Raw genomic sequence first — 26272 nt, 5'->3', positions numbered from 1 at the left:
GCGCGGCGGCGGGCCTGACGCGGCTGGAGCTCGCCATGTCGCCGCGCGCGCCGCTCTCCGCGAAAGAAGCGGAAATTCTCTCGCATTACGCCGCCCGCCGCGCCGCGCGCGAGCCCGTGTCGCGCATCCTGGGCGAACGCGGCTTCTGGACGCTCGATCTCATCGTCGCGCCGGGCGTGCTCGACCCGAGGCCGGACACCGAAACGCTGGTCGAGACGGTCTTGCGCTTCATTGGCGAGAGGCGCGAGGAGCCGCTGTCGATTCTCGATCTCGGCGCGGGCTCCGGCGCGATCGTTTGCGCGCTTTTGAGCGAAATGCCGGCGGCGCGGGCCGTCGCCGTCGACCTCTCGGCGCAAGCCTGCGCGGCGGCGGCGCGCAATCTCGCCCATTGCGGCCTTTCCGAGCGCGCCCGGGTGCTGCGCGGCCGTTGGGCGGAGGCGCTCGACGCGCGTTTCGACATCGTCGTCTCCAATCCGCCCTATGTGCGCAATGAAGACATCGCCGGACTGGAGCCGGAAGTTCGCCTCTACGATCCCGCGCTCGCGCTCGACGGCGGAGCCGACGGCCTGGACCGCTACCGCGAGATTTTCGCCGATCTGCCGCGTCTCCTCGCCGATGACGGGCTCGCCGCCTTCGAGGTGGGCTACGACCAGGCCGTCGGCGTCGCCGCGCTGCTCGGGGCGCAGGGGTTCAGGATCGAAGGCGTGGGGCGCGATGCGGGCGGACATGAGCGCGTCGTGGCGGCCCGCCTCGCCGGGCGTGGACGTGACATATTGGCTACAGTACCCTATTTTTAGGGTCAGTCCGCTGCGGGCGGCCTTGTTGGGGGGCGCCCCCTCCACTATAGTCAACCCAAGTCCAGCCGATCTGAGCAGACGAGTTAAGAGAAAGACTCGAAACGCTTCGGCTCCCCGCTTCGCGAAGGGAAGCCTGGAAACGACCGGCCAGGAACAGCGTCGAAACTGATAGGATGATGGCGGACTGACGCCAATTCGATTGTCGCGGCGGCTTCTGACGCGCGAGAACGACGCTATGCGGTTTTGCGCCACGAGGGGATGAGGCGCTTAAGGACTTGTGGGGCCATTGGGCCGATGAGGGGACGATCGACGCGCGCTTGAGCGCATTTCCTTCAAGGAAAGCGCCGCCGCGTCAAAGCTTCGCCGTCATGCATGGATCGCCATCGCCGCCGATCCGTTTTCGCCATGGCGGCGCGCGCGTGGAACAAGCAGCGACGTTAGGCGGAACGGCGCAAGCCAAGGGCGCCAACATTTTGGGGAGTTTGATGAGACCAGGCCAAAATAAGAGAATGCGCGGACGCAGCAGCGGCCGCAAGGGCCCCAACCCGCTCACGCGGTCCTATGAGTCGAACGGCCCCGACGTAAAGATTCGCGGCACAGCCCAGCACATCGCCGAGAAATATCTCCAACTTGCGCGCGATGCGCAGTCTTCCGGCGACACGATCATGGCCGAGAGCCTGCTGCAGCACGCTGAACATTATTTCCGGCTCATCGCCGCCGCGCAGCAACAGCAGCAGGTCAATGGCTACGCCCGGACGCAACTGGACGCGCCGGAAGCCGACGTGGACGACGACGACGATTTCGCGCCCCTCCCCGACCGTTTCGCGCCGCTTTCCGAGCGCCTGCCGCCGTCGGCCTACCAGCCGCAACTGCCGCCGCAGGCGCCCTTCGCGCCGCAGCCGCAGCCGCATTTCGCGCCGCCCCAGCCCCTGCCGCAACCCTTCGAGGAACGTCCGATCGGCGGCGAGCGCCCGGAACGCCAAGAACGTCATGAGCGCCCGCAGCGCCCGGAACGGCAGAATTTCAACCGCGATGGCGGCGAGCGGCCGCGCCATCAGGGCTATGACAGAAACCGCGAGCCGCGCCGCTTCGCGCCGCGTCCCGAGCCGGGCGCGATCGAAGGCGAGCCCGGGCCAGCCGCGCTGCCGTCCTTCATCACCGCGCCGGTCCGCCCCGTCCCCAGCGACGGCCAGCCGCCGGAGGGTATGGTCGAGGCCGATCGCGCGCCTCGCGAGCATGAGGGCGGCGTGAACTATCATTTGAGCTCGCGCCGGCGCCGACGTCCGCGTCCGCCGCTGGACGAGGCGGGCGGCGCGCCGCGCGACGAAGACTCCTCGCCGGTCGGCGAACTGCCGCTGGAGCCGGATCGCTACTGAGTCGCGCTTGAGTTTCTGAATCGACGCATTTTCTAAGCCGAACCGGCCTCCGCTTCGGCGGAAAACGCTCTAATCGACGAAGCTGATCGCGTCGCCTGTCGCAACGCGGCCGCCCCGGACCACACGCGCATAGACGCCGCAGTCGATATGGCCGAAGTTCAGCCGTAGCGTCTGCACCAGATCCATGTCGCGTCGTCCGGTCCCCGGCTCGACTCCCGTCGCCGCGCAGCGGTCCGTCATTTTGAGGATTTCAAGCCGCGCGCCGCCGATGGCGAGCGTCCGGCCCGGCCACGCCGCTTCTTCCCAGGACGCCAGGCCGTCGATGTAAAGATTGGCGCGAAAGCGCAGTGGATCGACGACGGCCTTTTGCGCCTGCCCGATCGCCGCGACGCTCGCGAGATTGACCAGCGAGACGAAGCCCGACTTCGAATCGGTGAAACGAAAGCCCTCCGGCGCCGCGAGCAGCCGCACCGGGCCGCGAATCTCGTCGCCCAAAAAGCCCGTCAGAAAGGCTTCGATCGCCGCGCGCCCGCTCTTTCCGCGAAGATCGCCCCGCGCAACCTCGCGCCCCTCCTGAGCGATGGCGAGCGTCTCCTCGGCCTCGTCATAGCGCGTCGAGAGTCCCGCCAGCGCGCCGTTGCGCATCAGCATCAGAAATTTGATCTTGGGCTGATGGACCGGCGCGGCCGGATCGAAGCCCGAGGGGCCATTCTCCAGGGCGAAGAGCCGGTCGCCCGGAAAATAGCCGTCCGCCTCCAATGTAGCGGCGTCGAGCTTTTCGGGCGACAGGCCCTTGACCGGATAGCGATAGAGAGAGGCGACGCGCATGGGGGCTCCGGCCGGAAAAAGCGCTGCGACAATACGTCTAGGCGAGGGAAATCGAAAAGGTGACGCTCACGGCGGCAGGCCCTCTTTTCATCCCCAAGCGACATCCCATATCGACCAGGAGGGTCGCCGCAAGGGACCAAATTTATCAAAGACGCGAGGCGCGCCGCTTTCTAAGGGCCGCCTCACGGTCAAAGAGGGGCGTTGAATGAACTTCGACAAATACACTGAACGCGCGCGCGGCTTCGTCCAGTCGGCGCAGTCTCTCGCGACGCGCGAGGGGCATCAGCAGTTTACGCCAGAACATATTCTGAAGGTCCTGCTCGACGACGACCAGGGCCTCTCCGCCGGCCTCATCGACCGCGCCGGCGGGCGCTCGCGCGAGGCCCTGGCCAAGACCGAAGCCGCGCTCGCCAAACTGCCGAAAGTCGGCGGTTCGGGCGCGGGTCAGCTTTATCTCGCGCCGGCGACGGCGCGGCTCTTCGACAACGCCGAAAAGATCGCGCAAAAGGCGGGCGACTCCTATGTCACCGTCGAGCGCCTGCTGCTGGCGCTGGCCATGGAGAAGGATTCGGAAGCCGCGCGCATCCTCCAGGACGCGGGCGTGACGCCGCAGACGCTCAACGCCGCGATCGAAGATTTGCGCAAGGGCCGCACGGCGGATTCGGCTTCCGCCGAAAACGCCTATGACGCGCTGAAGAAATACGCCCGCGACCTCACCGAGGCGGCGCGGGAGGGCAAGCTCGATCCCGTCATCGGCCGCGACGAGGAGATCCGCCGCACCATCCAGGTGCTGTCGCGCCGCACCAAGAACAATCCCGTGCTGATCGGCGAACCCGGCGTCGGCAAGACGGCGATCGTCGAAGGCCTCGCGCTGCGCATCGTCAATGGCGACGTGCCGGAGTCGCTGCAGGATAAAAAGCTGCTCGCGCTCGACATGGGCGCGCTCATCGCGGGCGCGAAATATCGCGGCGAATTCGAGGAGCGGCTGAAGGCGGTGCTGAACGAAGTCACCGCCGCGGAAGGCAGCGTCATCCTGTTCATCGACGAGATGCACACGCTCGTCGGCGCCGGCAAGGCGGACGGCGCGATGGACGCCTCTAACCTCTTAAAGCCGGCGCTCGCGCGCGGCGAATTGCATTGCGTCGGCGCGACGACGCTCGACGAATATCGCAAACATGTCGAGAAGGACGCGGCGCTGGCGCGGCGCTTCCAGCCGGTTTTCGTCGACGAGCCGACGGTCGAGGACACGATCTCGATCCTGCGCGGCTTGAAGGAAAAATACGAGCTGCATCACGGCGTGCGCATTTCGGACTCGGCCATCGTCGCCGCGGCAACTTTGTCGAACCGCTATATCTCCGATCGCTTCCTCCCCGACAAGGCGATCGACCTTGTTGACGAAGCCTCGTCGCGCCTGCGCATGCAGATCGACTCGAAGCCCGAGGAGCTCGACGAGCTCGATCGCCGCATTATTCAGCTCAAGATCGAGCAGGAGGCCTTAAAGAAGGAGACCGACGCGGCCTCGAAGGACCGGCTCTCGAAGCTCGAAGGGGAGCTTGCCGATCTCGAGGAGAAATCTTCGGCGCTCACCGCGCGCTGGCGCGCTGAAAAGGACAAGCTCGGCAGCGCCCAGAAGCTCAAGGAGCAGTTGGAGACTGCGCGCAACGAACTCGCGCAGGCGCAGCGGCGCGGCGAATATCAGCGCGCCGGCGAACTCGCCTATGGCGTGATCCCCGATCTCGAAAAGAAACTCACGGAGACCGAATCCGCGAGCGACACGCTCGTCGACGAAGTGGTGACGGCGAATGACGTGGCGCAGGTCGTCTCGCGCTGGACGGGCGTGCCGGTCGACAAAATGCTCGAAGGCGAACGCGAGAAGCTTCTCCATATGGAGGAGGAGCTCGCCAAGCGCGTCGTCGGCCAGCATGACGCGGTCATCGCCGTCTCGACCGCGGTGCGCCGCGCGCGCGCCGGCCTGCAGGACCCGAACCGGCCGATCGGCAGCTTCATCTTCCTTGGCCCCACGGGCGTCGGCAAGACGGAGCTGACCAAGGCGCTGGCGGCTTTTCTCTTCGACGACGAGACCGCGATGGTGCGGCTCGACATGTCGGAATATATGGAGAAGCACTCCGTGGCGCGGCTGATCGGCGCGCCCCCGGGCTATGTCGGCTATGAGGAAGGCGGCGCGCTGACCGAGGCCGTGCGCCGGCGGCCCTATCAGGTCGTGCTCTTCGACGAGATCGAGAAGGCGCATCCGGACGTGTTCAACGTGCTGCTGCAGGTGCTCGACGATGGGCGCCTGACGGACGGCCAGGGGCGCACGGTCGACTTCAAGAACACGCTCATCATCATGACCTCGAATCTCGGCTCCGAATTCCTCGTCATGCAGAAGGAGGGCGAGGATTCCTCCGCCGTTCACGATGAAGTGATGCAGGTGGTGCGCGGACATTTCCGGCCGGAGTTCCTGAACCGGATCGACGAGATCATTCTGTTCAACCGCCTGCAGCGCGAGGACATGGGCGCGATCGTCGATATTCAGTTCAAGCGGCTCGCAAAGCTTCTGGAGGACCGCAAGATCACTTTGGAGCCGGACGCCAAGGCGCGCGACTGGCTCGCGGCCAAGGGCTACGACCCGACCTATGGCGCAAGGCCGTTGAAGCGCGTGATGCAGAAGGAATTGCAGGACGCGCTCGCCGAACGGCTGCTCGCGGGCGAGATCGTGGACGGCGCGATCGTCAAGGTCTCGGCGGACGCGACGGGGCTGCTCATCGACGGCAAGCCCGCGCATCCGCAGGCGCAGATGCGGCCGCTGCTCAAAACGGTGGGGAACGCGTAACGAAACCGCGCATTGTCATTCCCGGCAGGCCGAAGGCCTGACCGGGAATCCAGCGCAAATCCTACAGATTCAAATTACGGCTCTGGATTCCCGATCGCGCGAAGCGCCCGTCGGGAATGACATCTGAGCATTCAGCCGGAAATGGCGTCCTACCCCAGCCGCTCATTCCGCCGGTTCAGCACATCCGCCTCGCGCAGATCGAGTTCGCGCTCGATGCGGCGGCGGGCCTCGTCCTTGAGCGCGCCCTCGCGCAACATGCCATTGATCGCGTCGCGCTCCGCGGCGATGAGCTCCAATTCAATCTCGTCGTGAAGCTGGGTGAGCGCCCGGCGTTCTTCCTCGATGTCGCATTTCATGCGGATGCGCGACAGGAAATAGTCCTGTTGCGCCTGAAACGACAGCGTCGCTTCTTCCGGCACTTCCCGTTCTTCGACCAAGGCCGCCAGCCGCGCGCTTGACGCATCGATGGCGAGCCGGCGCGCCTGAATTTCCTCCGCGCGGTCGAGAAGACGCTCCTCCATGCCGGCTTTGGCGAGCCCGAGCTTGCGAATGACCCAGGGCAACATCGCGCCCTGGAAGACGAGCGTGACCATCACGACGCAGAAGGCGAGGAAGAAGATGGCGTCGCGATAGGGAAAGGGCTCGCCGCGCGCCGTCGCGATCGGAATCGCCAGCGCGGCGGCGAGCGACACGATTCCGCGCACGCCGGTAAAGGAAGTGATGAAGGACCATTGCCAGGGCGGCGCCGGGCGCCGTCGCGCGAGCGGAGGGACGAGCCAACGCGGCAGATAGGTGAGCGGAAAAATCCAGACGAAGCGCGCCCCGATCACGACGAGCGACACGAGCGCCGCCGAGACCGCCAGATCGTAAAGCGAGTGGTTTTGGATCCGCGCGAGAAGCGCCTGCGCCTGCAGGCCGGTGAAGAGAAAGACGAGGCCTTCGATCAGATAGATGAAGAAGTCCCAGAAGAACACGCCTTGCAGACGCGTCGCGGCGCTGATCAGCCGGGGGCCGTTCCAGCTGATATAGAGGCCCGCCGTCACGGTCGCGATGACGCCCGAGCCCCCGAGATGTTCGGGCGGCCAATAGGCGAGGAACGGCGTGACCAGCGACAGCGTGATTTCGATGCGCGGATCGCGCATGAAGCGACGCAGCCGCAACATCGTCCAGCCGACGCCGACGCCCCACACAATCTCCGAAACGATGATGATCGTGAAGGTTTCTCCCGCCTGCGCCAGGGAAAAGGAGCCGACGCTGACCGCCGCCACCGCGAAGCGATAAAGAACCAGGGCCGTCGCGTCATTGGCGAGGCCTTCGCCCTCCAAAATGACGAGGATGCGCCTCGGCAGTTGCATGCGGCGCGCGATGGCGAGCGGCGCGAGGGCGTCGGGCGGCGAGACGATCGCCCCGAGCACGAAGCCAACCGCCCAGGGCCAGCCAAGCAGCCAATTCGTCGCCGCCGAAACGGCGATGGTCGTGAAGACGACGCAGCCGATCGCGAGCAAAAGGATCGGCCGCAGATTGAATTGGAACTCCCGCCAGCTCATGGCGACCGCCGAGGTGTAGATCACCGGCGGCAAAACGAGGAGCAGGATGAATTCGGGCTCGATCACCAGCGGCGGCACGCCCGGCGCCAGCGCGATTACGACGCCCGCCGCGACGAGCAGGATGGGCGAAGCGAGGCCGAGACGCGAGGCGACGAAGGCGACGGCCGCCACCACGGCAAGAAGAAAGACGAGCGTCTCCAGAGCCGTGATCATGCGCTCACCCTTTCAAGCCTACAATTTGCGCAGCGCCACTTCCTCGATGCGATGATCGGCGCCTTTCGTCAGGATCAGGCTCGCGCGCGGGCGCGTCGGCGCGATATTCTGATGCAGATTTTCGAGGTTGATGCGCCGCCATATGTCTTTCGCGACGCGCATCGTCTCTTCCTCGTCGAGATCGGCGTAGAGGCGGAAATAGGACAGCGGATCGCGGAAGGCGGTCTGTTGCAGGCGCCGGAAGCGCGCGACATACCACGTCTCCAGCACGTCCTCCGGCGCGTCGAGATAGACGGAGAAATCGAAAAAGTCTGAGACGAAGGGAATCTCGCGGCCGGCGCGCGGCCGCGGCGCGAGCAGCACATTGACGCCTTCGACGATGAGAATGTCGGGACGGTCGATGCAGGTCGCCTCGCCCTCCACCACGTCATAGGTCATATGCGAATAAACCGGCGCGCAGACATTGCGCCGCCCCGCCTTCACGTCGGAGAGAAAGCGCAAGAGCGCTCTGTTGTCGTAACTTTCGGGAAAGCCCTTCTTGTCCATCAGCCCTTCGGCTTCGAGGACCTTATTGGGCAGAAGAAAGCCGTCGGTCGTAATGAGCTCCACCTTCGGCGTATTGGTCCAGCGCGACAGCAGCGCGCGCAGCACGCGCGCCGTCGTGGATTTGCCGACGGCGACCGAGCCCGCGACGCCGATGATATAGGGCACCTTGCCGTCCTCGGCGCCCAGAAACCGCTGCGTCGCCTTGAAGAGGCCCTGCGTCGCCGCGACGTAAAGCGCGAGCAGGCGCGACAGCGGCAGATAGATTTCGACCACTTCCTCGAGCGAGATCGGATCGTTGAGCGATTTAAGCCGCGTGAGGTCGTCGAGCGTCAGCGTCAAGGGCGTATCGGCGCGCAGCTTCGCCCATTCGGCGCGGGTGAAATGCCGATAGGGCGACAGCGCCTCGCCATAGCCCATGATTTCCGCCGCCGTCATCCGTTGGCTCCGCGAGACGCCTTCTCGGCGAGTCCCGATTGTTGCGTGCGCCGCTCCAGCTCTCGCAAGACCTCTGTCAGCGAGACATCGCGCGCCTCGAGCATGACAAGAAGATGATAGAGCGTATCCGCCGCCTCATTGATAAGCGCGCTTCTGTCGCCGTCCAGCGCGGCGATGATCGTCTCCACCGCCTCTTCGCCGAATTTCTTGGCGATGCGCGGCGCGCCCGCGTCGAAGAGACTCTTCGTATAGGAGGTCGACGCATTATCCTTGCGCCGCGATTTGATGAGCGCGGCGAGATCGTCGAGCGTGAAATCCGTCATGCCGCCTCCAGACCGTCGAGTCGCATCGGCAGCCCCGCCGCCGCCATATGCAGCTTCGCCTGCGGAATGGAATATTCGCCGAAGTGAAAGATCGAGGCGGCGAGCACGGCGCTCGCATGGCCTTCGCGAATCCCGGCGATAAGATGATCGAGCGTTCCGACGCCGCCCGAGGCGATGACCGGCGCGCGCACGGCGTCGGCGACGGCGCGGGTCAGCGCGATGTCGAAGCCGCTTTTCGTGCCGTCGCGGTCCATTGAGGTGAGCAGGATTTCGCCGGCGCCGAGGTCGACGACTTCGCGGGCGTAATCCACGGCGTCGATCCCGGTCGGGCGGCGCCCGCCATGGGTGAAGATTTCCCAGCGCGCGCCCGCGCGCTTGGCGTCGATCGCGACGACGATGCATTGCGCGCCGAATTTCTCGGCCGCCTCGCGCACGAATTGGCGATTGGCGACGGCGGCGGAATTGATCGAGACCTTGTCGGCGCCGGCAAGCAGCAGATTGCGGATGTCGTCCAGCGTGCGCACGCCGCCGCCGACCGTCAGCGGCATGAAACAGGCTTCCGCCGTGCGTTGCACGACATCGAGCAGAATGCCGCGATTCTCGTGGCTCGCGGTGATGTCGAGAAAGCAGAGTTCATCGGCGCCGGCGGCGTCATAGGCGATGGCGCATTCGACCGGATCGCCGGCGTCGCGCAGATCGACGAAATTGACGCCCTTGACGACGCGGCCCTCCTTCACGTCGAGGCAGGGAATGACGCGGGCCTTGAGCATCAGGCGCTCCCGAGCGCGGCGCGCGCGCTGTTGATCATCGCCAGCGCCTGCGCCGGATCGAGCCGCCCGTCATAGAGCGCGCGGCCGGTGATGGCGCCGGCGAGCCGCGCGCAATCGGGCTGCAGCAGGCGCTCGACATCGGCGAGCGAAGCGAGGCCGCCCGAAGCGATGACGGGAATGGTCAGGGCGTTGGCGAGCGCGAGCGTCGCCTCGATATTGAGGCCGGTGAGCACGCCGTCGCGCGAAATGTCGGTGTAGATGATCGCGCTGACGCCCGCGTCCTCGAAACTGCGCCCAAGATCGAGCGCCGACATGCGCGTCGCCCGCGCCCAGCCGTCGACCGCGACGAAACCATTCTTGGCGTCGATCCCCACCGCGATGCGGCCGGGATAGAGCCGCGCCGCCTCATGCACGAAGGAGGGATCCTTGACCGCCGCCGTGCCGATGATGACGCGGGCGACGCCCTTTTCCAGCCAGCGGGAGAGCGTGCGCATGTCGCGAATGCCGCCGCCAAGCTGCACGGGGATCGTCAGCGCCGCGAGTATGGCTTCGACGGCCGAAGCGTTGCGCGGCGCGCCGGCGAAGGCGCCGTCGAGATCGACGACATGCAGATATTCGAAGCCCTGCCGCTCGAAGGCGCGCGCCTGCTCGGCGGGATCGTCGTTGAAGACGGTGGCGCGGTCCATGTCCCCCTGGGCGAGGCGCACGCACTGGCCCTCCTTCAAATCGATCGCGGGAAACAGGATCACGGAGTCCACCTCAGGAAATTGCCGATCAGCGCCAGGCCGAGCCTCTGGCTTTTTTCGGGATGAAACTGCACGCCGACGAGATTGTCGCGCGCGACCGCGGCGGTGAGCGGCGCGCCATAATCGGCCGTCGCCAGCACATGCTCCGGCGCCGCCGGCGTCAGTTGGAAGGAGTGGACGAAATAGGCGTGGAGCCCCGCCTCGCCCGTCGGGACGCCGGAAAAGAGCGGATGCGCGCGCGTCAGCGTCAGCGTGTTCCAGCCCATATGCGGGATTTTGAGCGCGGGAGCGGCGGGCTCGATCGCCGCGACGTCGCCCGCGATCCAGCCGAGCCCCGGCGTCTCGCCATGTTCGAGCCCCCGCGCCGCCATGAGCTGCATGCCGACGCAAATCCCAAGGAACGGCCGGCCGCGCGCGACGACCGCCTCCTCCAGCGACGAATAAAGCCCGTCGATCGCCATCAGGCCGCGCCGGCAGTCGGCGAAGGCGCCGACGCCCGGCAGCACGATGCGCTCGGCGGCGCGCACGGCTTGCGGGTCGCTGGTGACGCGAATCTCGCCGCCCACGCCCGATTCGCGCGCGGCGCGCTCAAAGGCTTTCAAGGCGGAGTGAAGATTGCCCGACCCATAGTCGATGATCGCCGTCGTCAAGGGCGAGGCTCCCCGGGGGCCGGCCAGCGATTGAAGAAGACCGCCTCGGCCTCCTCCGCGTCCTCGCCGACGACGAGGTCGCCTTCGACATAGCCGCGCCGCGCCAGATTCCAGGCGACGACGCGTCCGCCCTCGAAACCGAACCAGACGCCGAGCGCCAGCGTCAGCCAGGACAGCGCGTCGCGCGAAATGCGCAGCTTCCAGGCGATCAGCGCGATCGCGACAAGCAGCAGCGTCCATAAAGCGGCGGCGAGCCAGGCGCGCCGCCAGGCAAGCCAAATGGGGCCGAGAAAGAACGCCGGCCAGGAGAAGCCGTCGCGGATAAACACGATCTTCTCCGCCGGCGGGCGCTGGCCCGCCGCGACGGGCGGAAAATGAATGGTGAACAGAGCCATCGGCCGTCCCTCGTCGTCGCCCCGCGCCTTCTCAGGCGGTGAGCGTTCCCTTGGTGGAAGGCGCCTCGCCCTGGGCCCGGCGCGGATCGATGGCGACCGCCTTGCCCAGCGCCCGAGCGAAGCCCTTGAAGGCGCTCTCGGCGATATGATGGCTGTTGACGCCGCGCAGATTCTCTATGTGCAGGCCGACGCGGGCGTGAACCGAAAAGGCCTGGAAGAATTCGCGCATCAGCTCGGTGTCGAAGCCGCCGATCAACTGCGCCGGAAAGGCGACCTCGTAGACGAGGAAAGGACGGCCCGATACGTCGACGACGACGCGGGTCAGCGCCTCGTCGAGCGGCACATGAGCGTCGCCATAGCGGGCGATGCCCTTGCGGTCGCCGAGCGCGCGATCCACCGCCTGGCCGATGGCGATTCCCACATCCTCCACCGTATGATGGCCGTCGATATGCAGGTCGCCCTTGGCGAGCACCGTAAGGTCCAGCGGCGCATGGCGCGCGATCTGGTCGAGCATATGGTCGAAAAAGCCGACCCCTGTCGATATGTCCGAGCGGCCGGCCCCGTCGAGGTCGACGGCGACGGAAATCTGGGTTTCCTTGGTGTTGCGCTCGATGGTCGCGCTACGCATTTCCCGCCTTTTCTTGGGCCCTGCCGGCGGCGCCGGCGACTCCGGCCGCGAGCGGCCAGCTTGTAGCAATTTCGTCTTGGATACGCCACCCGAGCCGTTTCAGCCATAAGGAGAAGCGAGATGCGCGCCAACTCGCGTCGCGCGGTTAGGAATATTGGCCGCATGAGACCAAATAATGGTCCATATTTTCGCGCTGGTTTCCCGACTGAGCGCAACCACGGCAATAGCCATCGCGACGGCTGACGGCTTGCGAGAAACTGGACCGCGGCGCAGCCGCCGCAAGGAGGCTCGAAACCATGCGCGAGAAATGCATTCTTGTCATCGCCGCGTTGATTTCCGTTCCGGCGGCCGCCGAGCCCTGGCGGGACGGCTTTGTGTCGCGCATCGAGGCGCTGGCGCTCCTTCAAACGCTGAACGCCTCGCTGCTCGCGAGCCGCAGCGCGACGGCGACGCTAGAAAAATGGTGCGCCGACCATAAAATGGCGGCGGAGCCTAAAATCGTCGCGCGCCGAGTCGCCGGAATCGAGAAGGAGCCGAGCGAGGAGACGCGCCAGCGGCTCGACGTCGGCGCCGAGGAAAAGGTGAAATATCGGCGCGTGCAACTCGCCTGCGGCGATCATGTGCTCTCCGAGGCGGATAATTGGTACGTGCCCGGGCGTCTTTCCGAGGAGATGAACCGCGCGCTGGAGGCGACCGAAACGCCCTTCGGCAAGGCGGTCGCCCCGCTTCAGCCGTTCCGCCGCACCATCGAGATGAAAATGCGCTGGTCGCCCTTGCCCGAGGGCTGGGAGCTGTCCGCCGCCGACTCGCAGGGCAAGGCGAGCGGCGCGCTCGCCATTCCACATGAGCTCTTCGAGCATACGGCGGTCCTTTATGCGCGCGACCGCCGTCCCTTTTCGGAAGTGCATGAGACCTATACGCGCGACGTGCTGGATTTTCCCCCGCCGCGCGCCGACGCCGCGCGCGAATGACTTTCGAAGCAAACGCGAACCGGCTTGGGGCATAACCGCCTTGCCCTTGCTCAAATCCGCGCCGAACCTTACATCGGCTGCACATCTCTGGCTGGATGAGGCGAATGGACAGCGAACAGAACCGACCGGCGTCGATGCATGCGACGACGATCATTCTCGTGAAGAAAGCGGGAGAAACCGTCATCGCCGGCGACGGACAGGTGAGCCTCGGCCAGACCATCATGAAGGGCAACGCCAGGAAAGTGCGTCGGCTCGGCAAGGGCGACGTGATCGCCGGCTTCGCCGGCGCGACGGCGGACGCCTTCACGCTTTTCGAGCGCCTCGAGACGAAGCTCGAACAATATCCCGGCCAACTCATGCGCGCCTGCGTCGAACTCGCCAAGGACTGGCGCATGGACCGCTATCTGCGCCGGCTGGAGGCGATGATGCTCGTCGCCGACAAAAATGTCGGCCTCGTGCTCACGGGCTCCGGCGATGTGCTGGAGCCGGAAGGCACCGAGCAAGGCGCCGTCGCGGCGATCGGCTCCGGCGGCAATTACGCGCTCGCGGCCGGCCGCGCGCTCCTCGATTCGTCGCTCGACGCGGAGACGATCGCGCGCCGCGCCATGGGCATCGCCGCCGAAATCTGCGTCTACACCAACCAGAATGTGGTGGTGGAGAAGATTTAGGGCAGTTGGCAATGGGCAATCGGCAGTCGGATGACATGCCGCCAAATGCCGATTGCCGACTGCCCACTGCCGAAGGAACTGACCATGGCCGACTTCTCGCCGCGCGAGATCGTTTCCGAACTGGACCGCTATATCGTCGGGCAAAATGACGCCAAGCGCGCCGTCGCCATCGCGCTGCGCAACCGCTGGCGCAGATTGCAGCTCGAAGGCCAGATGCGCGAAGAGGTGCTGCCGAAGAACATATTGATGATCGGCCCGACGGGCTGCGGCAAGACCGAGATCGCGCGCCGTCTCGCGCGCCTCGCCAATGCGCCCTTTCTGAAGGTCGAAGCGACGAAATTCACCGAGGTCGGCTATGTCGGCCGCGACGTCGAGCAGATCGTGCGCGATCTCATCGAAGTCGCGCTCGTCATGGTGAAGGAGCGTCGCCGCAAAGACGTGCAGGCGCGCGCCGAGCAGGCCGCCGAGGAGCGCACGCTCGACGCGCTCGTCGGGCCGGGATCGTCTCCCGCGACGCGCGAAAGCTTTCGCCGACGCCTGCGCAACGGCGAAATCGACGATAAGGAAATCGAGATCGAACTCGCGCAATCCGGGCCGTCGATGCCAATGTTCGAACTGCCGAACATGCCCGGCGCGAGCGTCTCCGCCTTTTCGCTCGGCGATATTTTCGGCAAGGCGATGCAGCGCGGCAAGCCGCGCAAGCTCACCGTCAAGGAGGCGCAGGGACCGCTCGTCGCCGAGGAAAGCGACAAGCTGATCGATCAGGAGGCGAGCGTCCGCGAGGCGATCCACGAAGTTGAGAACAACGGCATCGTCTTCATCGACGAGATGGACAAGATTTGCGCGCGCGAGGGGCGCGGCGGCGCCGATGTTTCGCGCGAAGGCGTGCAGCGCGACCTCTTGCCGCTGATTGAAGGCACGACGGTCGCGACGAAGCACGGATCGGTGAAGACCGACCATGTGCTGTTCATCGCCTCGGGCGCCTTTCATGTCGCCAAACCTTCGGACCTCCTGCCGGAATTGCAGGGGCGCCTGCCGATCCGCGTCGAGCTCGCCTCGCTCAATGAAGAGGATTTCCGCCGCATTCTCACGGAGACGGAAGCCTGCCTCACCAAGCAATATTCGGCGCTGATGGGCACGGAAGGCGTGACGCTCGAATTCGCGCCGTCGGCGGTCGACGCCATCGCCAAGGTCGCCGTGCAGGTGAACACTTCCGTCGAGAATATCGGCGCGCGGCGCCTGCAGACGGTGATGGAGCGCGTGCTCGACGAGATCAGCTTCGCGGCCTCCGACCGCGCGGGCGACAAAATCGTCATCGACGGCGACTATGTCGAGGAGCATATCGGCGATCTGGCGAAGAACAGGGATCTGAGCCGGTTTATTTTGTAGTGAGCGCAACTCACCCAAGCCCCTCACCTTACCTCTCCCCGCAAGCGGGGAGAGGGGTCTTCGGCGCAACGCCTAACGTCCCTTCTCCCCGCTTGCGGGGAGAAGTGAGATGAGGGGCCGGGGCGTTAGACAAATTCTATCTCGCCAACAGCAAGCTTGCCTCAGCCCCCGCTTCTCGCCATAAGACCGGCCAAGCGGTTCAACCTTCGGCCCATCCCATGTCCAGCTTTCTCCAGCGCGTCTTCTCGGGCGTGCAATCGACCGGCAATCTGCATCTCGGCAATTATCTCGGCGCCATCGTCAAATTCGTCGAATTGCAGAAGAGCTTCGACTGCCTCTATTGCGTCGTCGATCTGCACGCGATCACCGTGCCGCAGGACCCGATCGCGCTCAAGGCGAATACGCGCGAGATCGCCGCCGCCTTCATCGCCTGCGGCATCGATCCCAAGAAGAACATCATCTTCAACCAGAGCCAGGTGGCGGAGCACGCCGAACTCGCCTGGGTGTTGAATTGCGTCGCGCGCATCGGCTGGCTCAACCGCATGACGCAATTCAAGGACAAGGCCGGCAAGGACCGCGAGAACGCCTCCATGGGCCTGCTCGACTATCCGGTGCTGATGGCCGCCGATATTCTCATCTATCGCGCGACGCATGTGCCGGTCGGCGACGACCAGAAGCAGCATCTGGAGCTTTCGCGCGATATTGCGCAGAAGTTCAACAATGACTTCTCGGAATCGATCGCGCGCAATGGCTATGGCGACGCCTTCTTCCCCCTGCCCGAGCCGCTGATCTCCGGCCCGGCGACGCGCGTCATGAGCCTGCGCGACGGCACGAAGAAAATGTCGAAATCCGACGCCTCCGACTATTCGCGCATCAATCTCTCGGACGACGCCGACCAGATCGCGCAGAAAGTGAAGAAGGCCAAGACCGATCCCGAGGCCCTGCCCTCCGAGGAGAAAGGTCTCGAAGGCCGGCCGGAGGCGGAAAATCTCGTCGGCATTTTCGCGGCGCTTTCGGGACGCGCGAAAATCGACGTGTTGCGGGATTTCGGCGGCGCCAATTTCTCGACCTTCAAGGGCGCCCTGGTGGAGCTTGCAGTCGAGAAGCTCTCGCCGATCACCGCCGAGATGCGCCGCATCCGGGCGGACGAAAGCTATATCGACGGCGTCTTGCGCGAGGGCTCGGAGCGCGCCCGCGCGATCGCCCGCGTGAATATGGACGCGGTGAAGGACATCGTCGGCTTTTTGCGATAGACGCGGATTATACGGACCCCGGTAAATCAGTTCACATGACGTGTCATTCCCGGCGGACCGAAGGTCCGACGGGGAATCCAGAATCAATCCTTTGAATGCTGGCCTACCTCTGGATTCCCGATCGCTTCGCTCACGCGAAGCGTCGGGAATGACATGCGGGCGGTTACGTCAGAAGTGGTATTGTTCGTTCTTCAACGGCAGCCGTCAGCTTTGAGTAAGAACATTTCTTTCTCTATGAGCGGCTTGAGATAGGGACTGACCCCTCGTGACGTGACGAGGTCGACTTTCCGACCGATCAATGCCTCAAGCTCTTCCGCAAGCGCCAGAAATTCCGCGAAGCCTCGATCCTCGGCGAGATCAATCAATATATCGACGTCGCTCGAAGGCGTTTCAGTTCTTCTCGCTACCGATCCGAAAAGCCTAAGATTCGACGCGCCATGACGGCTGGCCGCGCGAAGCAGATCGGCGCGTTTTTCCAGCAATGTGTCGAGTAGCGGCATTTCATCCCTCTTCCAAAGGACTATAGCAGATTTCCTTAAGCGAGCGCGCCAGGCTTGGGGCCGCCGCTCGCCCAATCGAGCAATTCGGCCGTATGGACGACGGGAACGCCCGCGCCGGCGCGGATTTGGACCATGCAGCCGATATTGCCGGCGGCGATGACTTCCGGCGCGACGCTGTCAATATTGGCGATCTTTCGCGCGCGCAATTCTTCAGCCATTTCCGGCTGAAGCAGATTATAGGCTCCCGCCGATCCGCAGCAGATATGCCCCTCTGGAACGGCGACGACCTCGAAACCGGCGCGGACGAGAAGTTCAACGGGCTCGCGCGTGATCTTCTGCCCATGCTGCAGGGAGCAGGCGGAATGATAGGCGACGCGGAGCCGAGGCGCATCGCCTGTCGGCGCAAATCCGAGTGCTTCCACAAGTTCGGTCACGTCGCGCGCAATCGACGAAATATGCGCCGCCTTTTGCGCAAGCGCAGCGTCGTCGCGGAACATGAAGCCGTAATCCTTCACGCTGGTTCCGCAGCCCGAGGCGTTGATAACGATATAATCGAGGCCGCGTGCGGCGATTTCCTTCGACCAGGCGTCGATATTAGCGCGGGCGAAGCGAAGCGATTCCTCTTCTCTCCCCAAATGATGCGGCAGCGCGCCGCAACAGCCGGCGCCCGGCGCGACGACGACTTCGGCGCCAAAGCGCGTCAACAGCCTGATCGTCGCTTCATTGATCGCCGTATCGAGGACCGTCTGGACGCAGCCATTAAGCAAGGCGACGCGCATTTTACGCGCGCCTTGCGCGGCAAAGACTTGCGGCCGGTCGACATTTGAGGGCGCCTGAAGCCTCGATGGCGCCAGAGCGAGCGGCGCGGCGAAGCGGCGCGGCAGAAGCGGCGCGAAGACGCGCGCCAAAGGCGCCGCGCGCAGCAGGAGGCGGAACAGGCTCGGGCGCGTGAGAATAAAGGCGAGCGCCGCGCGCTGGAGGCGCTCGGCGAGCGGCCGCGCGAAAGTCTTTTCGATATGCGCGCGCGCATGATCGACGAGATGCATGTAATGCACGCCCGACGGACAGGTCGTCATGCAGGAGAGACAGGAAAGACAGCGGTCGATGTGGCGCGTGGTCAGCGCATCGGCCGCTCGCTCCTTCTCGAACATTTCCTTGACGAGATAGAGGCGCCCGCGCGGACTGTCGAGCTCGTCGCCGGTGATAAGATAGGTGGGGCATGTGGCGTTGCAGAAGCCGCAATGCACGCAGGCGCGCAAAATCTTCTCCGCTTCCGCCATCTGCGGGTCGGCGAGCGCGCGCAACGAAAAATGCGTCTGCATGGCCCTTAAAACTCCGCGCGCATGCGGCCGCGCTCCAGCACATGCAAAGGATCGAAACTTTCCTTGACGCGCCGCGTCAGCGCCGCGAGCGGCGCCGGCTGCGGATGGAAAACCTCGATAGTCGCGCGCGTCTCCTCATCGGCGCGAATGAGCGTCGCATGGCCGCCGTGGGCGTCTACGGCTTCGCGAATGATCGCGGCATGAGCATCTGGCGCTGACGCGAGACAGAGCCAGATCAACCCGCCCGCCCAATCGTAGAAATGCGCGAGAAGCGGCGCGCCGGCGCGGCGAATGCGCTCGACGACGGAAAAGCCGTCGGTCGGCGCGACGGAGAGGCGCCAGACCTGTCCCGCATGTTCCGCGACAGGAACGGCGTCGCGCAGCCGCGCCCAGAGCGCGGCAGACTCCGTAGCCTTCAATATTTCAAAGCGCGCGCCGGACTTCGAAAAGCGCGCGATCAGATCGTCGCGGCGCGCCGCGACGGAAATCTCCGGCCCTTCGAGACGCAAGGCCGCCGCATGGGCATCGAGCCCAAGCGCGGCGCCCGGCGGCAGCAGGGTGAGCGAGCAGACTTCGCAAGGGGTCGCGCTCGCGCGGCGCAGCAGCGAGAGACTTTCCGCTTCGCTAAGGCCGATGGCGAGCAGCGTCTCCTCCGTCTCAGGCCTTGGGAGAACTTTGAGCGTCACTTCGGTGAGCAGCGCCAGCGTCCCGAAGGAGCCGCAGACGAGTTTCGAAAGATCATAGCCGGTGACATTCTTCATCACGCGCCCGCCGGATTTCACTTCCTCGCCGCGCCCGGTGACGCAGCGAAAGCCGAGCAGATGGTCGCGCGCGGCGCCGGCCTTGATGCGGCGCGGCCCCGAGGCGTTCACGGCGATCATGCCGCCGACCGTCGCGCGGCGCGGCGCGCCGCCAAGCAGCGGCGCATGATCCATCGGCTCGAAGGCGAGCCGCTGTCCTTGCGCCGCGATGAGCGCTTCGATTTCGATAAGCGGCGTGCCGGCGCGCGCCGAGAGCACGAGTTCATCGGGCTCGTAGAGCGTCACGCCCGATAGCGCGCGCGTCGAAAGCAGTCGCGCTTGCGGCGCATGCCGTCCGAGGCGCGCCTTGGAGCCGGCGCCGACAATCGCGCAAGACGCGTCTTGCGCGTTCGCCGCGCGCAAAGCCTCCATGGCGTCGGGCGCGTCGCGAATCTCCACTATCGTCGCGCTGGCGTCCAAGGTTCAAAATCTCGGCAGATCGGGAAAGCGCATGGCGCCGCCCGAGACATGCATCATCCCAAATTCGGCGCAGCGATGCAGCGTCGGAAACACCTTGCCGGGATTGAGCCGCCCCGCCGGGTCGAAAGCGCATTTGACGCGCATCTGCTGATTAAGATCGACCTCGCTGAACATCTCTCCCATCAGGTCGCGCTTCTCGACGCCGACGCCATGCTCGCCCGTCAGCACGCCGCCAAGCGACACGCACAGACGCAATATGTCGAAGCCGAGCTTCTCGGCGCGCTCGACATCGCCTTCCTTCGAGGCGTCGTAGAGAATGAGCGGATGCAGATTGCCGTCGCCGGCGTGGAAAACATTGGCGACGCCGAGCCCATATTGCTTGGCGAGTTTGTCCATGCCGGCGAGGGCGTCGGGCAGACGTCCCCGCGGAATCGTGCCGTCCATGCAAAGATAGTCGGGCGCGATGCAGCTCACAGCCGGAAAGGCGTTCTTGCGTCCGGCCCAGAATTGCAAGCGTTCCGCTTCGCTGGTCGAGACGCGCAGCGTGGTCGCGCCTTCCGCGCGGGCGATGTCCTCGACGACCGCGACGAGATGATCGACTTCCGCCTGCGTGCCGTCGAGTTCGACGATGACGAGCGCTTCGGCGTCGAGCGGATAGCCGCAAGGCTGAAAGCGCTCGACGGCGTGAACGGTCGCCTTGTCCATCATCTCCAAGCCGCCGGGGATGACGCCATGGGCGATGATGGCGCCAACGCAGCGCGCGCCTTCCGCGACACTGGCGAAGCCGAGCAGCAGGCCGCGCGCCGTGGAGGGCTTTTGCAGGATGCGCACCGTCACTTCGGTGACGACGCCGAGCAGGCCTTCCGACCCCGTCATCAATCCGAGGAGGTCATAGGCTTCGCTGTCGAGATGCTTGCCGCCGAGCCTGACAAGCTCGCCGCCCATCAGCGCGACATTCAGTCCAAGAATATTATTCGTCGTCAGGCCATATTTCAGGCAATGCACGCCGCCGGCGTTTTCCGCGACATTGCCGCCGATCGAACAGGCGATCTGCGAAGAAGGATCCGGCGCGTAATAAAAGCCTTCCGCCTCGACCGCTTTCGAGATGGCGAGATTCTGCACGCCGGGCTCGACGCGGGCGCAGCGGTTCTCATAATCGATTTCAAGAATGCGATTAAATTTCGACATGCCGAGAAGAATGCCGTCTTCGAGCGGCATGGAGCCGCCGGACAGCGAGGTGCCGGCGCCGCGCGGCACGATCTTCACATCCATTTCGGCGGCGAGCGCCATGACAGCGCAAACCTCCTCGACCGTCTCCGGCAGCGCGACGACGAGCGGCAATGCGCGATACATGGTGAAGGCGTCGCATTCATAAGCGCGGCGCGCGACTTCGTCGACGATGAGGCCGCCTGGAGACAGGATGGCGCGAAGACGCGCGATCAATTCGTCGCGCCGCGCCATGATCTCCGGCTCGGGCGCCGGCATGATGAGCGTCATATGTCCGCGCCTCCACGCGGAGAGTCTTCGCCCCGGCTTTCTTGGCGCGAAGGCGAGACTGGCGAATTCCAGACAGCGCCGATCCTATCTCATTTTCTTTGTCGGCGCGGCGGCTCGCGCGCGAGATCACGCTGCGTTTAGGCGGAATCGCCTAAACACAGATGACGTGATCGATTCCAAAAGCTTAGAGCGCGCTTGACGCGAAAAACCGGATTCCACTTTTTCGCAGCGCGCTCTAGCGCGAAATGCTGTAGTCGAGCCGCGGATCGGGCGCAAGCGGCGCCAGAAAATGCCGGAAAAAGTGAGCAACCATGCGGACGAAATTCGAACTGTCGCTCGACGACGCCAAGCGCATCGCGGCGGCCGCCGCGCAGGAAGCGCGGAGCAATGGCTGGAGCGTCGTCATCGCCATCGTCGACGACGGCGGGACGCTTGTCTATCTCGAGCGGATCGACGGAACGCAGCCGGCGTCGAGCGATATCGCGCAGCACAAGGCGCGCGCGGCGGCGCTGTTTCGCCGTCCGACCAAGACGCTCGAAGAAATCATCGCCGGCGGGCGCGTCGCCATGCTGAGCCTGCCGCATATCACCCCGGTCGAAGGCGGCGAGCCGCTCGTCTATCGCGGCGAGATCGTCGGCGCGATCGGGGTTTCCGGCGTTCAGTCCTTTCAGGACGGACAGGTGGCGCGGGCCGGCGCGCAGGCGCTCGCCGATACGTGATCAAACAGCGTGGGGCGCTTCGTCGCTGAGCGAAGGAACCTGCGCCGCTTCATGCCTCCTCGCCGCCGCCCAGGGCGCGGCGGGCGCCGTCTATTTCGGCCGGCGAGAGGGACCGCGCCTGCGCGAAAGCGAGGAGCAGAGACTCGTCGCCGGCGAGATGGTCCAGCACGGCGAGTTGAAAGGCGGGATCGCCGAGCCTTGCGCGCACGTCGCCCGGCTCCACGCCCGTCAGGCTGAGAAACCGTTCGACGCGCGCTTCGTCCTCGGCGAGGAAGGCGAGCGCGAGAATAGCCATCGCGCCGGCGGCGTCCGGCGCCTGCCTATCCTTATTATTGTGAATATTCTTGCCGCGTTTCATTAATCTTCGCATGTTAGATCGTCAGCCCATGGCTTAACGGGTCGCGCGCCATGACGAAAACCGTCCTCATCGTAGAGGATAACGAACTCAACATGAAGCTCTTCAACGATCTGTTGGAGGCGAACGGCTATTCGACATTGCGCACCAAGAGCGGCGTCGAGGCGATGACGCTCGCCCGAGACCATCGACCCGATCTCATCCTCATGGATATTCAATTGCCCGAGGTCAGCGGCCTCGAAGTCACCCGCTGGCTCAAGCAAGACGCAGAGCTGCGCCGCATACCGGTCGTGGCCATCACCGCCTTCGCGATGAAGGGCGACGAGGAAAAAATCCTTGCTGGCGGCTGCGAAGCCTATTTGTCCAAGCCGATCTCGGTGGCGAAGTTTCTGGAGACGGTGAACGCCTTCCTCGCGGAAAAGGGTTAGGACCTCGCCGCGCGGAGGGGGCGTTTTCGCTCGATTCCGCCCGCTGCAAGCTGGCGCCGGCCGCTGGGCCTAGAGGCGCGCGCCGGGCTTGCGGGCCAGGCGCCGCTGAACTATACAACGCGCGGCGGCGAGAGCCGCCCGGACCTCCCCAAGAGGCCGATAAACACGGCGGGGCCATAGCTCAGTTGGGAGAGCGCTTCAATGGCATTGAAGAGGTCGTCGGTTCGATTCCGTCTGGCTCCACCAATAAAAACAGTATCTTAATAAAGCAGCCGGAACGGCTTGCGTTGGCGAAGGCGCGGCCGCCGTGTCGCCACAGACGCCTGCAGCTTGCGTCGGTCAAAATTCACTCTCGCATGACGCGGCATTGACTAAGCTTCACTGGCTCGCCGACTCGATCGGCCAGCCACGCGGAATATCGCGACGAGGCGATTTACGTCATTCGGCGGCGGCGGGCGGCGATGCGCTTGTCCCAATGCGTTGAGGCCTCGCGCATGCCGCCGCATCCGCCAGCGGAAGACGTTGTGCAGGAACGCATCGTTTCGCGACGCGTCAATAAATCGGGGGCGCCGACGCCGATCCGGGACGGATCGAGCCGGAATAATTTGGCGCGGCTGTTTCAGCTTAGCAGCGTGGCTCTGCGCTATGCAGACAAGCCTTGCCGATGGTTTCGCCGTGTGCGTCGCGCAAGCAAATGGTTGCGCCCGGCAGCAGGCCTTCGTCCACCAGTTCGGCGACGGCGGATGTCAGGATATTCGCGAGCTCTATGCTGCGAGACAGGTGATCGTCGCCGAAAGCTTTTGTTTTACACTCGATTGTTAGATCGAACTGCATGGTCGCGACTCCTAATCATTTGCACGGCGCGCTTCCGGGGACGCCCCCTCCGGAACGCGCTCAGATCAGCCGAAAAACCTTCCAATGTAAGCATTCATATTCGACCAAGTCTACTCAATAACTCCGCGCGCAGTGGATCCGATTGAAATTTCTGATAATCTCCCAGTTTGTCGACACTATGACCCGCTCGGACCCGGCCAGGGGGCTTTTTGTTTTCCCGCCTTCTGTCCGATCTTAGCGCAATATGCGGCCATTTTAGGCAGCACCTCTCCTCGGCCGAGCTTCACGCCCTCAGGGCCTCATTGGCGCGCCGCCCGAAGCCAAATCGCCGACGCGGCTCGATTGGCGCGCAGCGCCGCCATCCATCCACTCCCCGGCCGTGGCGGAAACTTGCATCTCTGGCATAGTAGCCCCCGTCTGACGCGATCAAGAGGCTCAAGCTCAATGACAGAGAAGTCGACCATCGATCAGTTGCTCAACGGCAATGATCAATTCGTTGCCGAGGAATTTGAGCGTCATCCGGCCTATTATCATGAGCTCGCCAAGCGCCAATCCCCGAAAGCTTTGTGGATCGGCTGCTCCGACTCGCGCGTCAGCGAGGACGTCATTACCGGCTCGAAGCCGGGCACCATGTTCGTGCATCGAAATGTGGCGAACATTGTCGCCTTCAACGATGTGAATGTCGCCTCGATCATCGAATATGCCGTGGAATATCTTAAGATCGAGGATATCATCGTCTGCGGGCACACGGGCTGCGGCGGCATCGCCGCGATCGAAGACGGCGTGCATGAAAATTACATCGCGGACTGGCTCTGTATCGCGTCCGGGGCGAAAGAGACAGTGGACAGGATCGCCGCAGAAAGGAATCTTAGCCGAGAGCAAAAACTCGAATTGCTGGCCGGCGAGAATGTCAAATTGCAGATCAAGCATTTGCGCAGTTTGGCGATGATCAAGAACATGCACGCGAAAGGCCTGCTGCCAAGAATTCATGGCTGGCTCTATCGAATAGAGACGGGGAAGATTGAGGTTCTGGTGGATGGACGCGACCGGGTATGAGCGCGTCGGCGTCAGGCGCGCTGAGGCGTTCCGCGCTCCCTGACGCTTTCCCTGGCCAGCCGGTCAGAACGCGTGAGAGCGCGCGCCATTTGGGCGGAATCCTCTTGTCGTTTTTTGTTCGCTCGGCCTCACGCCTTGGCCTTGCGCATATAGGCGAGCGCGCCGGATGGAATCGTCTGGCGCGTTTGAAAAAAATCCTCCCATTCGTCCGCGACGCGCAGGGCGCTACGGATGTCGAAGGCGTTGGCGCGGTCGAGTTTCGAAAATCTTTTCCATGAGACGGGCGTCGCCGCCGGCGCGCCGGGCCGCGCGCGCAGCGACCAGGGCAGGATCGCCGTCGCGCTTTTCTTATTGCGCAGCCAGTCGATGAAAATGCGGCCTTGCCGCAATCTCTTGCTCATCGTCGCCACGAAGCGCTCCGGAGTCTGGCGGGCGAGGCCCCGCGCGAATCCCGCCGCGAAGGTCTCGGTGTCGTCCCAGCCGAGCGAGCGGTCGAGCGGCAGCACGAGATGTACGCCTTTGCCGCCCGTCAGCAGCGGCCAGGCGCGAAGCCCGATGTCGCTCAAATTGTCGCGCAGATCGAGCGCCGCCTGACGAACTGCGTCGAAAGGCAGGTCTTCGGCCGGATCGAGATCGAAGACCATGCGGTCCGGGCGCTCAGGTTCGTCGCGCCGCGCCATCCAGCCATGCAGCTCGATCGCGCCGAACTGGGCGGCGGTGTGCAGTCCGACCGCGCCCTCGAGCGAAAAATAAGATTTGCCGTCGATCTCGACGGGGATCACGCCCTTGGCCATGCCTTTCAGCGGATGGCGCTGGAAAAACAATTCGGCTTCGATATTTTCCGGCGCCCGCAACAGACTGACGATGCGTCCGTCGAGATGGGGCGCCATACGCGCCGCGACGGCGTCGTAATAGGCGGCGACATCGCCCTTGGTCACGCCGTCGGCGGGGAAGACGACGCGGTCGCCGTTGGTGATCGGCGCGAGCCGCGTGGGCGCGCGCGCAGGCGACTTTGGCTCGGCGGCGCCGTGAGACGGCCTTGGCGCGGGCGCGGCGGCGCGGCCCAGCGTCTTTGGCGGCGGCGCGTCCTCGCGATGGCCGAGGAAACGGGCCTGTCGCATCTGCGCGTCGCTCGTCCATCCGCCGAAGCGGACTTCCGCGGCAAAAGGCGTCGCAAGATAGACGGCGCCCTTCGGCAAGCGTTCCGCGGCGCCGATCTCGGGCGGCGCGTTTTTCGCCCCGCGCTTCGCGAGCAATGGCGCGAGGACGCGGCGAGTCTTTACATCATAGCCGGTCCCCACCCGTCCGACATAGCGAAAGCCCTCGGGCGTTTCTTTCGCCGCGAGCAGCGAAGCGAAGCTTTCGCCTTTGAGCGAAGGCATATAGCCGATGATCGCCACGTCCTCGCGGAAATCGCTTTTCACCTTCAGCCAGTCGGACGAACGTCCGCCGCGGTAAGGCGCATCCGCGCGTTTGGCGATGACGCCCTCCGCGCCGGCGCGCGTGGCCTCCGCGAAGACGGCGGCGCCGTCGCCCTCAATAAAATCGGCGTAGCGAATGGCGCCGTCAGCGCGCGCGAGCAGTTTCTTCAGGAGCGCTTTACGCGCGCGCAGCGGCTGTTCGCGCAAATCCGCTTCGTCCAGCACGAGGAGGTCGAAGGCGAGGAAGTCGATAGGCGCCGTGTCGCCCGCCTCTAGCGCCGCGACGAGCGCGGCGAAGTCGGAAAGGCCGCGCGCGTCGAGCACGACCGCCTCGCCGTCGATAAGCGCATTGGCGCAGGGCAGCGCGGCGGCCGCGCGCGCCAGAGCGGGAAAGCGCGCCGTCCAGTCGAGCCCGGAGCGCGTATAGATGCGCGCGCCTTCGGCGCCGACGGCGATCAGCAGCCGGTAGCCGTCATATTTCAATTCGAACGCCCAGCCGTCGCTCGCCGGCGGCAGCGCCGCCGTCTCGCAGAGCTGCGGCTTGACGAAGGC

At 64.8% G+C, this 26272-nt stretch carries 26 protein-coding genes and 1 tRNA gene; 11 read left to right on the top strand and 16 right to left on the bottom strand.

What is annotated here, in order from left to right; all coding sequences use genetic code 11:
* The coding region (prmC, locus tag V3H18_RS13390) for a peptide chain release factor N(5)-glutamine methyltransferase (RefSeq protein WP_332082573.1) at positions 1 to 797 on the top strand (797 nt) is incomplete at its 5' end.
* A 509-nt stretch (positions 798 to 1306) separates the two neighbouring features.
* A complete protein-coding gene (locus V3H18_RS13385) occupies positions 1307 to 2173 on the top strand; it encodes a DUF4167 domain-containing protein (protein ID WP_332082572.1) in 867 nt (288 codons plus the stop codon).
* Positions 2174 to 2242: 69 nt separating this feature from the next.
* On the opposite strand, the gene V3H18_RS13380 is transcribed toward V3H18_RS13385, so the two are convergent.
* On the bottom strand, positions 2243 to 3001 hold the full coding sequence (locus V3H18_RS13380; RefSeq protein ID WP_332082571.1) for an MOSC domain-containing protein: 759 nt from the start codon (positions 2999 to 3001) through the stop codon (positions 2243 to 2245).
* A 205-nt stretch (positions 3002 to 3206) separates the two neighbouring features.
* On the opposite strand from V3H18_RS13380, the gene clpB reads away from it, so the two are divergent.
* Positions 3207 to 5834 (top strand): ATP-dependent chaperone ClpB, encoded by a 2628-nt coding sequence (gene clpB, locus V3H18_RS13375; RefSeq protein ID WP_332082570.1) that lies wholly within the window; start codon positions 3207 to 3209, stop codon positions 5832 to 5834.
* 149 nt (positions 5835 to 5983) lie between these two features.
* On the opposite strand, the gene V3H18_RS13370 is transcribed toward clpB, so the two are convergent.
* The 8 genes from V3H18_RS13370 to hisB are packed head-to-tail and all read right to left on the bottom strand — an operon-like array spanning position 5984 to position 12087.
* Positions 5984 to 7594: a Na+/H+ antiporter gene (locus V3H18_RS13370; protein ID WP_332082569.1), complete on the bottom strand. Its 1611-nt coding sequence runs from the start codon at positions 7592 to 7594 to the stop codon at positions 5984 to 5986.
* Between the two features lie 18 nt (positions 7595 to 7612).
* Positions 7613 to 8575, bottom strand: a complete 963-nt coding sequence (coaA, locus tag V3H18_RS13365) for a type I pantothenate kinase (RefSeq protein ID WP_332082568.1) — start codon at positions 8573 to 8575, stop codon at positions 7613 to 7615.
* Positions 8572 to 8898, bottom strand: coding sequence for a phosphoribosyl-ATP diphosphatase (locus V3H18_RS13360; RefSeq protein WP_332082567.1), 327 nt, complete (start codon positions 8896 to 8898; stop codon positions 8572 to 8574). The genes coaA and V3H18_RS13360 overlap by 4 nt, the downstream gene beginning before the upstream one ends.
* The gene (gene hisF, locus V3H18_RS13355; RefSeq protein WP_332082566.1) at positions 8895 to 9668 is read right to left on the bottom strand and encodes an imidazole glycerol phosphate synthase subunit HisF; all 774 of its coding nucleotides are present in this window, start codon (positions 9666 to 9668) and stop codon (positions 8895 to 8897) included. Before hisF ends, V3H18_RS13360 begins: the two co-directional genes overlap by 4 nt.
* Positions 9668 to 10417, bottom strand: a complete 750-nt coding sequence (gene hisA / locus V3H18_RS13350; RefSeq protein WP_332082565.1) for a 1-(5-phosphoribosyl)-5-[(5-phosphoribosylamino)methylideneamino]imidazole-4-carboxamide isomerase — start codon at positions 10415 to 10417, stop codon at positions 9668 to 9670. The genes hisF and hisA overlap by 1 nt, the downstream gene beginning before the upstream one ends.
* Positions 10414 to 11064, bottom strand: coding sequence for an imidazole glycerol phosphate synthase subunit HisH (gene hisH / locus V3H18_RS13345; RefSeq protein WP_332082564.1), 651 nt, complete (start codon positions 11062 to 11064; stop codon positions 10414 to 10416). The genes hisA and hisH overlap by 4 nt, the downstream gene beginning before the upstream one ends.
* Complete coding sequence (locus V3H18_RS13340; protein ID WP_332082563.1) at positions 11061 to 11459, bottom strand: DUF2628 domain-containing protein; 399 nt, start codon at positions 11457 to 11459, stop codon at positions 11061 to 11063. Before V3H18_RS13340 ends, hisH begins: the two co-directional genes overlap by 4 nt.
* Positions 11460 to 11490: 31 nt before the next feature.
* Positions 11491 to 12087, bottom strand: a complete 597-nt coding sequence (hisB, locus tag V3H18_RS13335) for an imidazoleglycerol-phosphate dehydratase HisB (RefSeq protein WP_332082562.1) — start codon at positions 12085 to 12087, stop codon at positions 11491 to 11493.
* Between the two features lie 296 nt (positions 12088 to 12383).
* Here hisB and V3H18_RS13330 point away from each other — a divergent pair, with 296 nt between their 5' ends.
* The 4 genes from V3H18_RS13330 to trpS all read left to right on the top strand — a co-directional run bounded on the left by V3H18_RS13330 (position 12384) and on the right by trpS (position 16368).
* The gene (locus V3H18_RS13330; RefSeq protein ID WP_332082561.1) at positions 12384 to 13058 is read left to right on the top strand and encodes a hypothetical protein; all 675 of its coding nucleotides are present in this window, start codon (positions 12384 to 12386) and stop codon (positions 13056 to 13058) included.
* 104 nt (positions 13059 to 13162) lie between these two features.
* Positions 13163 to 13726: an ATP-dependent protease subunit HslV gene (gene hslV, locus V3H18_RS13325; protein WP_332082560.1), complete on the top strand. Its 564-nt coding sequence runs from the start codon at positions 13163 to 13165 to the stop codon at positions 13724 to 13726.
* Positions 13727 to 13810: 84 nt separating this feature from the next.
* Positions 13811 to 15115, top strand: coding sequence for an ATP-dependent protease ATPase subunit HslU (gene hslU / locus V3H18_RS13320; RefSeq protein ID WP_332082559.1), 1305 nt, complete (start codon positions 13811 to 13813; stop codon positions 15113 to 15115).
* Between the two features lie 218 nt (positions 15116 to 15333).
* Positions 15334 to 16368, top strand: a complete 1035-nt coding sequence (gene trpS / locus V3H18_RS13315; protein WP_332082558.1) for a tryptophan--tRNA ligase — start codon at positions 15334 to 15336, stop codon at positions 16366 to 16368.
* A 191-nt stretch (positions 16369 to 16559) separates the two neighbouring features.
* On the opposite strand, the gene V3H18_RS13310 is transcribed toward trpS, so the two are convergent.
* The 4 genes from V3H18_RS13310 to V3H18_RS13295 are packed head-to-tail and all read right to left on the bottom strand — an operon-like array spanning position 16560 to position 20907.
* On the bottom strand, positions 16560 to 16868 hold the full coding sequence (locus V3H18_RS13310) for a nucleotidyltransferase family protein (RefSeq protein WP_332082557.1): 309 nt from the start codon (positions 16866 to 16868) through the stop codon (positions 16560 to 16562).
* Positions 16869 to 16903: 35 nt separating this feature from the next.
* Complete coding sequence (gene glcF, locus V3H18_RS13305; protein ID WP_332082556.1) at positions 16904 to 18190, bottom strand: glycolate oxidase subunit GlcF; 1287 nt, start codon at positions 18188 to 18190, stop codon at positions 16904 to 16906.
* A gap of 5 nt (positions 18191 to 18195) precedes the next feature.
* A complete protein-coding gene (glcE, locus tag V3H18_RS13300) occupies positions 18196 to 19389 on the bottom strand; it encodes a glycolate oxidase subunit GlcE (RefSeq protein ID WP_332082555.1) in 1194 nt (397 codons plus the stop codon).
* A gap of 24 nt (positions 19390 to 19413) precedes the next feature.
* Entirely contained in the window at positions 19414 to 20907 is a 1494-nt protein-coding gene (locus V3H18_RS13295) for an FAD-linked oxidase C-terminal domain-containing protein (RefSeq protein WP_332082554.1), read from the bottom strand.
* Positions 20908 to 21218: 311 nt separating this feature from the next.
* Between V3H18_RS13295 and V3H18_RS13290 the strand changes: the two genes are divergently transcribed.
* The gene (locus tag V3H18_RS13290) at positions 21219 to 21626 is read left to right on the top strand and encodes a GlcG/HbpS family heme-binding protein (protein WP_332082553.1); all 408 of its coding nucleotides are present in this window, start codon (positions 21219 to 21221) and stop codon (positions 21624 to 21626) included.
* 49 nt (positions 21627 to 21675) lie between these two features.
* Here V3H18_RS13290 and V3H18_RS13285 read toward each other — a convergent pair whose 3' ends face one another.
* Complete coding sequence (locus V3H18_RS13285; RefSeq protein ID WP_332082552.1) at positions 21676 to 21996, bottom strand: DUF3572 domain-containing protein; 321 nt, start codon at positions 21994 to 21996, stop codon at positions 21676 to 21678.
* A 38-nt stretch (positions 21997 to 22034) separates the two neighbouring features.
* On the opposite strand from V3H18_RS13285, the gene V3H18_RS13280 reads away from it, so the two are divergent.
* Together V3H18_RS13280 and V3H18_RS13275 are read left to right on the top strand one after the other, a co-directional pair.
* Complete coding sequence (locus V3H18_RS13280) at positions 22035 to 22409, top strand: response regulator (protein WP_332082551.1); 375 nt, start codon at positions 22035 to 22037, stop codon at positions 22407 to 22409.
* Positions 22410 to 22579: 170 nt separating this feature from the next.
* Positions 22580 to 22655, top strand: a tRNA-Ala gene (locus V3H18_RS13275).
* Positions 22656 to 23033: 378 nt separating this feature from the next.
* Here V3H18_RS13275 and V3H18_RS13270 read toward each other — a convergent pair.
* Positions 23034 to 23243 carry a hypothetical protein gene (locus V3H18_RS13270; protein WP_332082550.1) on the bottom strand — a complete coding sequence of 70 codons (210 nt, stop codon included), beginning with the start codon at positions 23241 to 23243 and terminating at the stop codon, positions 23034 to 23036.
* A gap of 342 nt (positions 23244 to 23585) precedes the next feature.
* Between V3H18_RS13270 and V3H18_RS13265 the strand changes: the two genes are divergently transcribed.
* Positions 23586 to 24299, top strand: coding sequence for a carbonic anhydrase (locus V3H18_RS13265; RefSeq protein ID WP_332082549.1), 714 nt, complete (start codon positions 23586 to 23588; stop codon positions 24297 to 24299).
* A gap of 128 nt (positions 24300 to 24427) precedes the next feature.
* Here the strand turns inward: V3H18_RS13265 and ligD are convergent.
* The coding region (gene ligD / locus V3H18_RS13260) for a DNA ligase D (protein ID WP_332082548.1) at positions 24428 to 26272 on the bottom strand (1845 nt) is incomplete at its 5' end.

Source organism: Methylocystis borbori, from assembly GCF_036576025.1.
GTDB lineage: Bacteria > Pseudomonadota > Alphaproteobacteria > Rhizobiales > Beijerinckiaceae > Methylocystis > Methylocystis borbori.
The sequence above is the reverse complement of the archived record's forward strand: the minus strand, read 5'-3'. Positions and strand labels throughout refer to the sequence as shown.

Bases quoted from the DNA above. Each gene is read 5' to 3' on its own strand.
- V3H18_RS13385 (WP_332082572.1), top strand. From the start codon at position 1,307: ATGCGCGGACGCAGCAGCGGCCGCAAGGGCCCCAACCCGCTCACGCGG.
- V3H18_RS13380 (WP_332082571.1), bottom strand. From the start codon at position 3,001: ATGCGCGTCGCCTCTCTCTATCGCTATCCGGTCAAGGGCCTGTCGCCC.
- clpB (WP_332082570.1), top strand. From the start codon at position 3,207: ATGAACTTCGACAAATACACTGAACGCGCGCGCGGCTTCGTCCAGTCG.
- V3H18_RS13370 (WP_332082569.1), bottom strand. From the start codon at position 7,594: ATGATCACGGCTCTGGAGACGCTCGTCTTTCTTCTTGCCGTGGTGGCG.
- coaA (WP_332082568.1), bottom strand. From the start codon at position 8,575: ATGACGGCGGCGGAAATCATGGGCTATGGCGAGGCGCTGTCGCCCTAT.
- V3H18_RS13360 (WP_332082567.1), bottom strand. From the start codon at position 8,898: ATGACGGATTTCACGCTCGACGATCTCGCCGCGCTCATCAAATCGCGG.
- hisF (WP_332082566.1), bottom strand. From the start codon at position 9,668: ATGCTCAAGGCCCGCGTCATTCCCTGCCTCGACGTGAAGGAGGGCCGC.
- V3H18_RS13340 (WP_332082563.1), bottom strand. From the start codon at position 11,459: ATGGCTCTGTTCACCATTCATTTTCCGCCCGTCGCGGCGGGCCAGCGC.
- hisB (WP_332082562.1), bottom strand. From the start codon at position 12,087: ATGCGTAGCGCGACCATCGAGCGCAACACCAAGGAAACCCAGATTTCC.
- V3H18_RS13330 (WP_332082561.1), top strand. From the start codon at position 12,384: ATGCGCGAGAAATGCATTCTTGTCATCGCCGCGTTGATTTCCGTTCCG.
- hslV (WP_332082560.1), top strand. From the start codon at position 13,163: ATGGACAGCGAACAGAACCGACCGGCGTCGATGCATGCGACGACGATC.
- hslU (WP_332082559.1), top strand. From the start codon at position 13,811: ATGGCCGACTTCTCGCCGCGCGAGATCGTTTCCGAACTGGACCGCTAT.
- trpS (WP_332082558.1), top strand. From the start codon at position 15,334: ATGTCCAGCTTTCTCCAGCGCGTCTTCTCGGGCGTGCAATCGACCGGC.
- V3H18_RS13310 (WP_332082557.1), bottom strand. From the start codon at position 16,868: ATGCCGCTACTCGACACATTGCTGGAAAAACGCGCCGATCTGCTTCGC.
- glcF (WP_332082556.1), bottom strand. From the start codon at position 18,190: ATGCAGACGCATTTTTCGTTGCGCGCGCTCGCCGACCCGCAGATGGCG.
- V3H18_RS13295 (WP_332082554.1), bottom strand. From the start codon at position 20,907: ATGACGCTCATCATGCCGGCGCCCGAGCCGGAGATCATGGCGCGGCGC.
- V3H18_RS13290 (WP_332082553.1), top strand. From the start codon at position 21,219: ATGCGGACGAAATTCGAACTGTCGCTCGACGACGCCAAGCGCATCGCG.
- V3H18_RS13285 (WP_332082552.1), bottom strand. From the start codon at position 21,996: ATGCGAAGATTAATGAAACGCGGCAAGAATATTCACAATAATAAGGAT.
- V3H18_RS13280 (WP_332082551.1), top strand. From the start codon at position 22,035: ATGACGAAAACCGTCCTCATCGTAGAGGATAACGAACTCAACATGAAG.
- V3H18_RS13270 (WP_332082550.1), bottom strand. From the start codon at position 23,243: ATGCAGTTCGATCTAACAATCGAGTGTAAAACAAAAGCTTTCGGCGAC.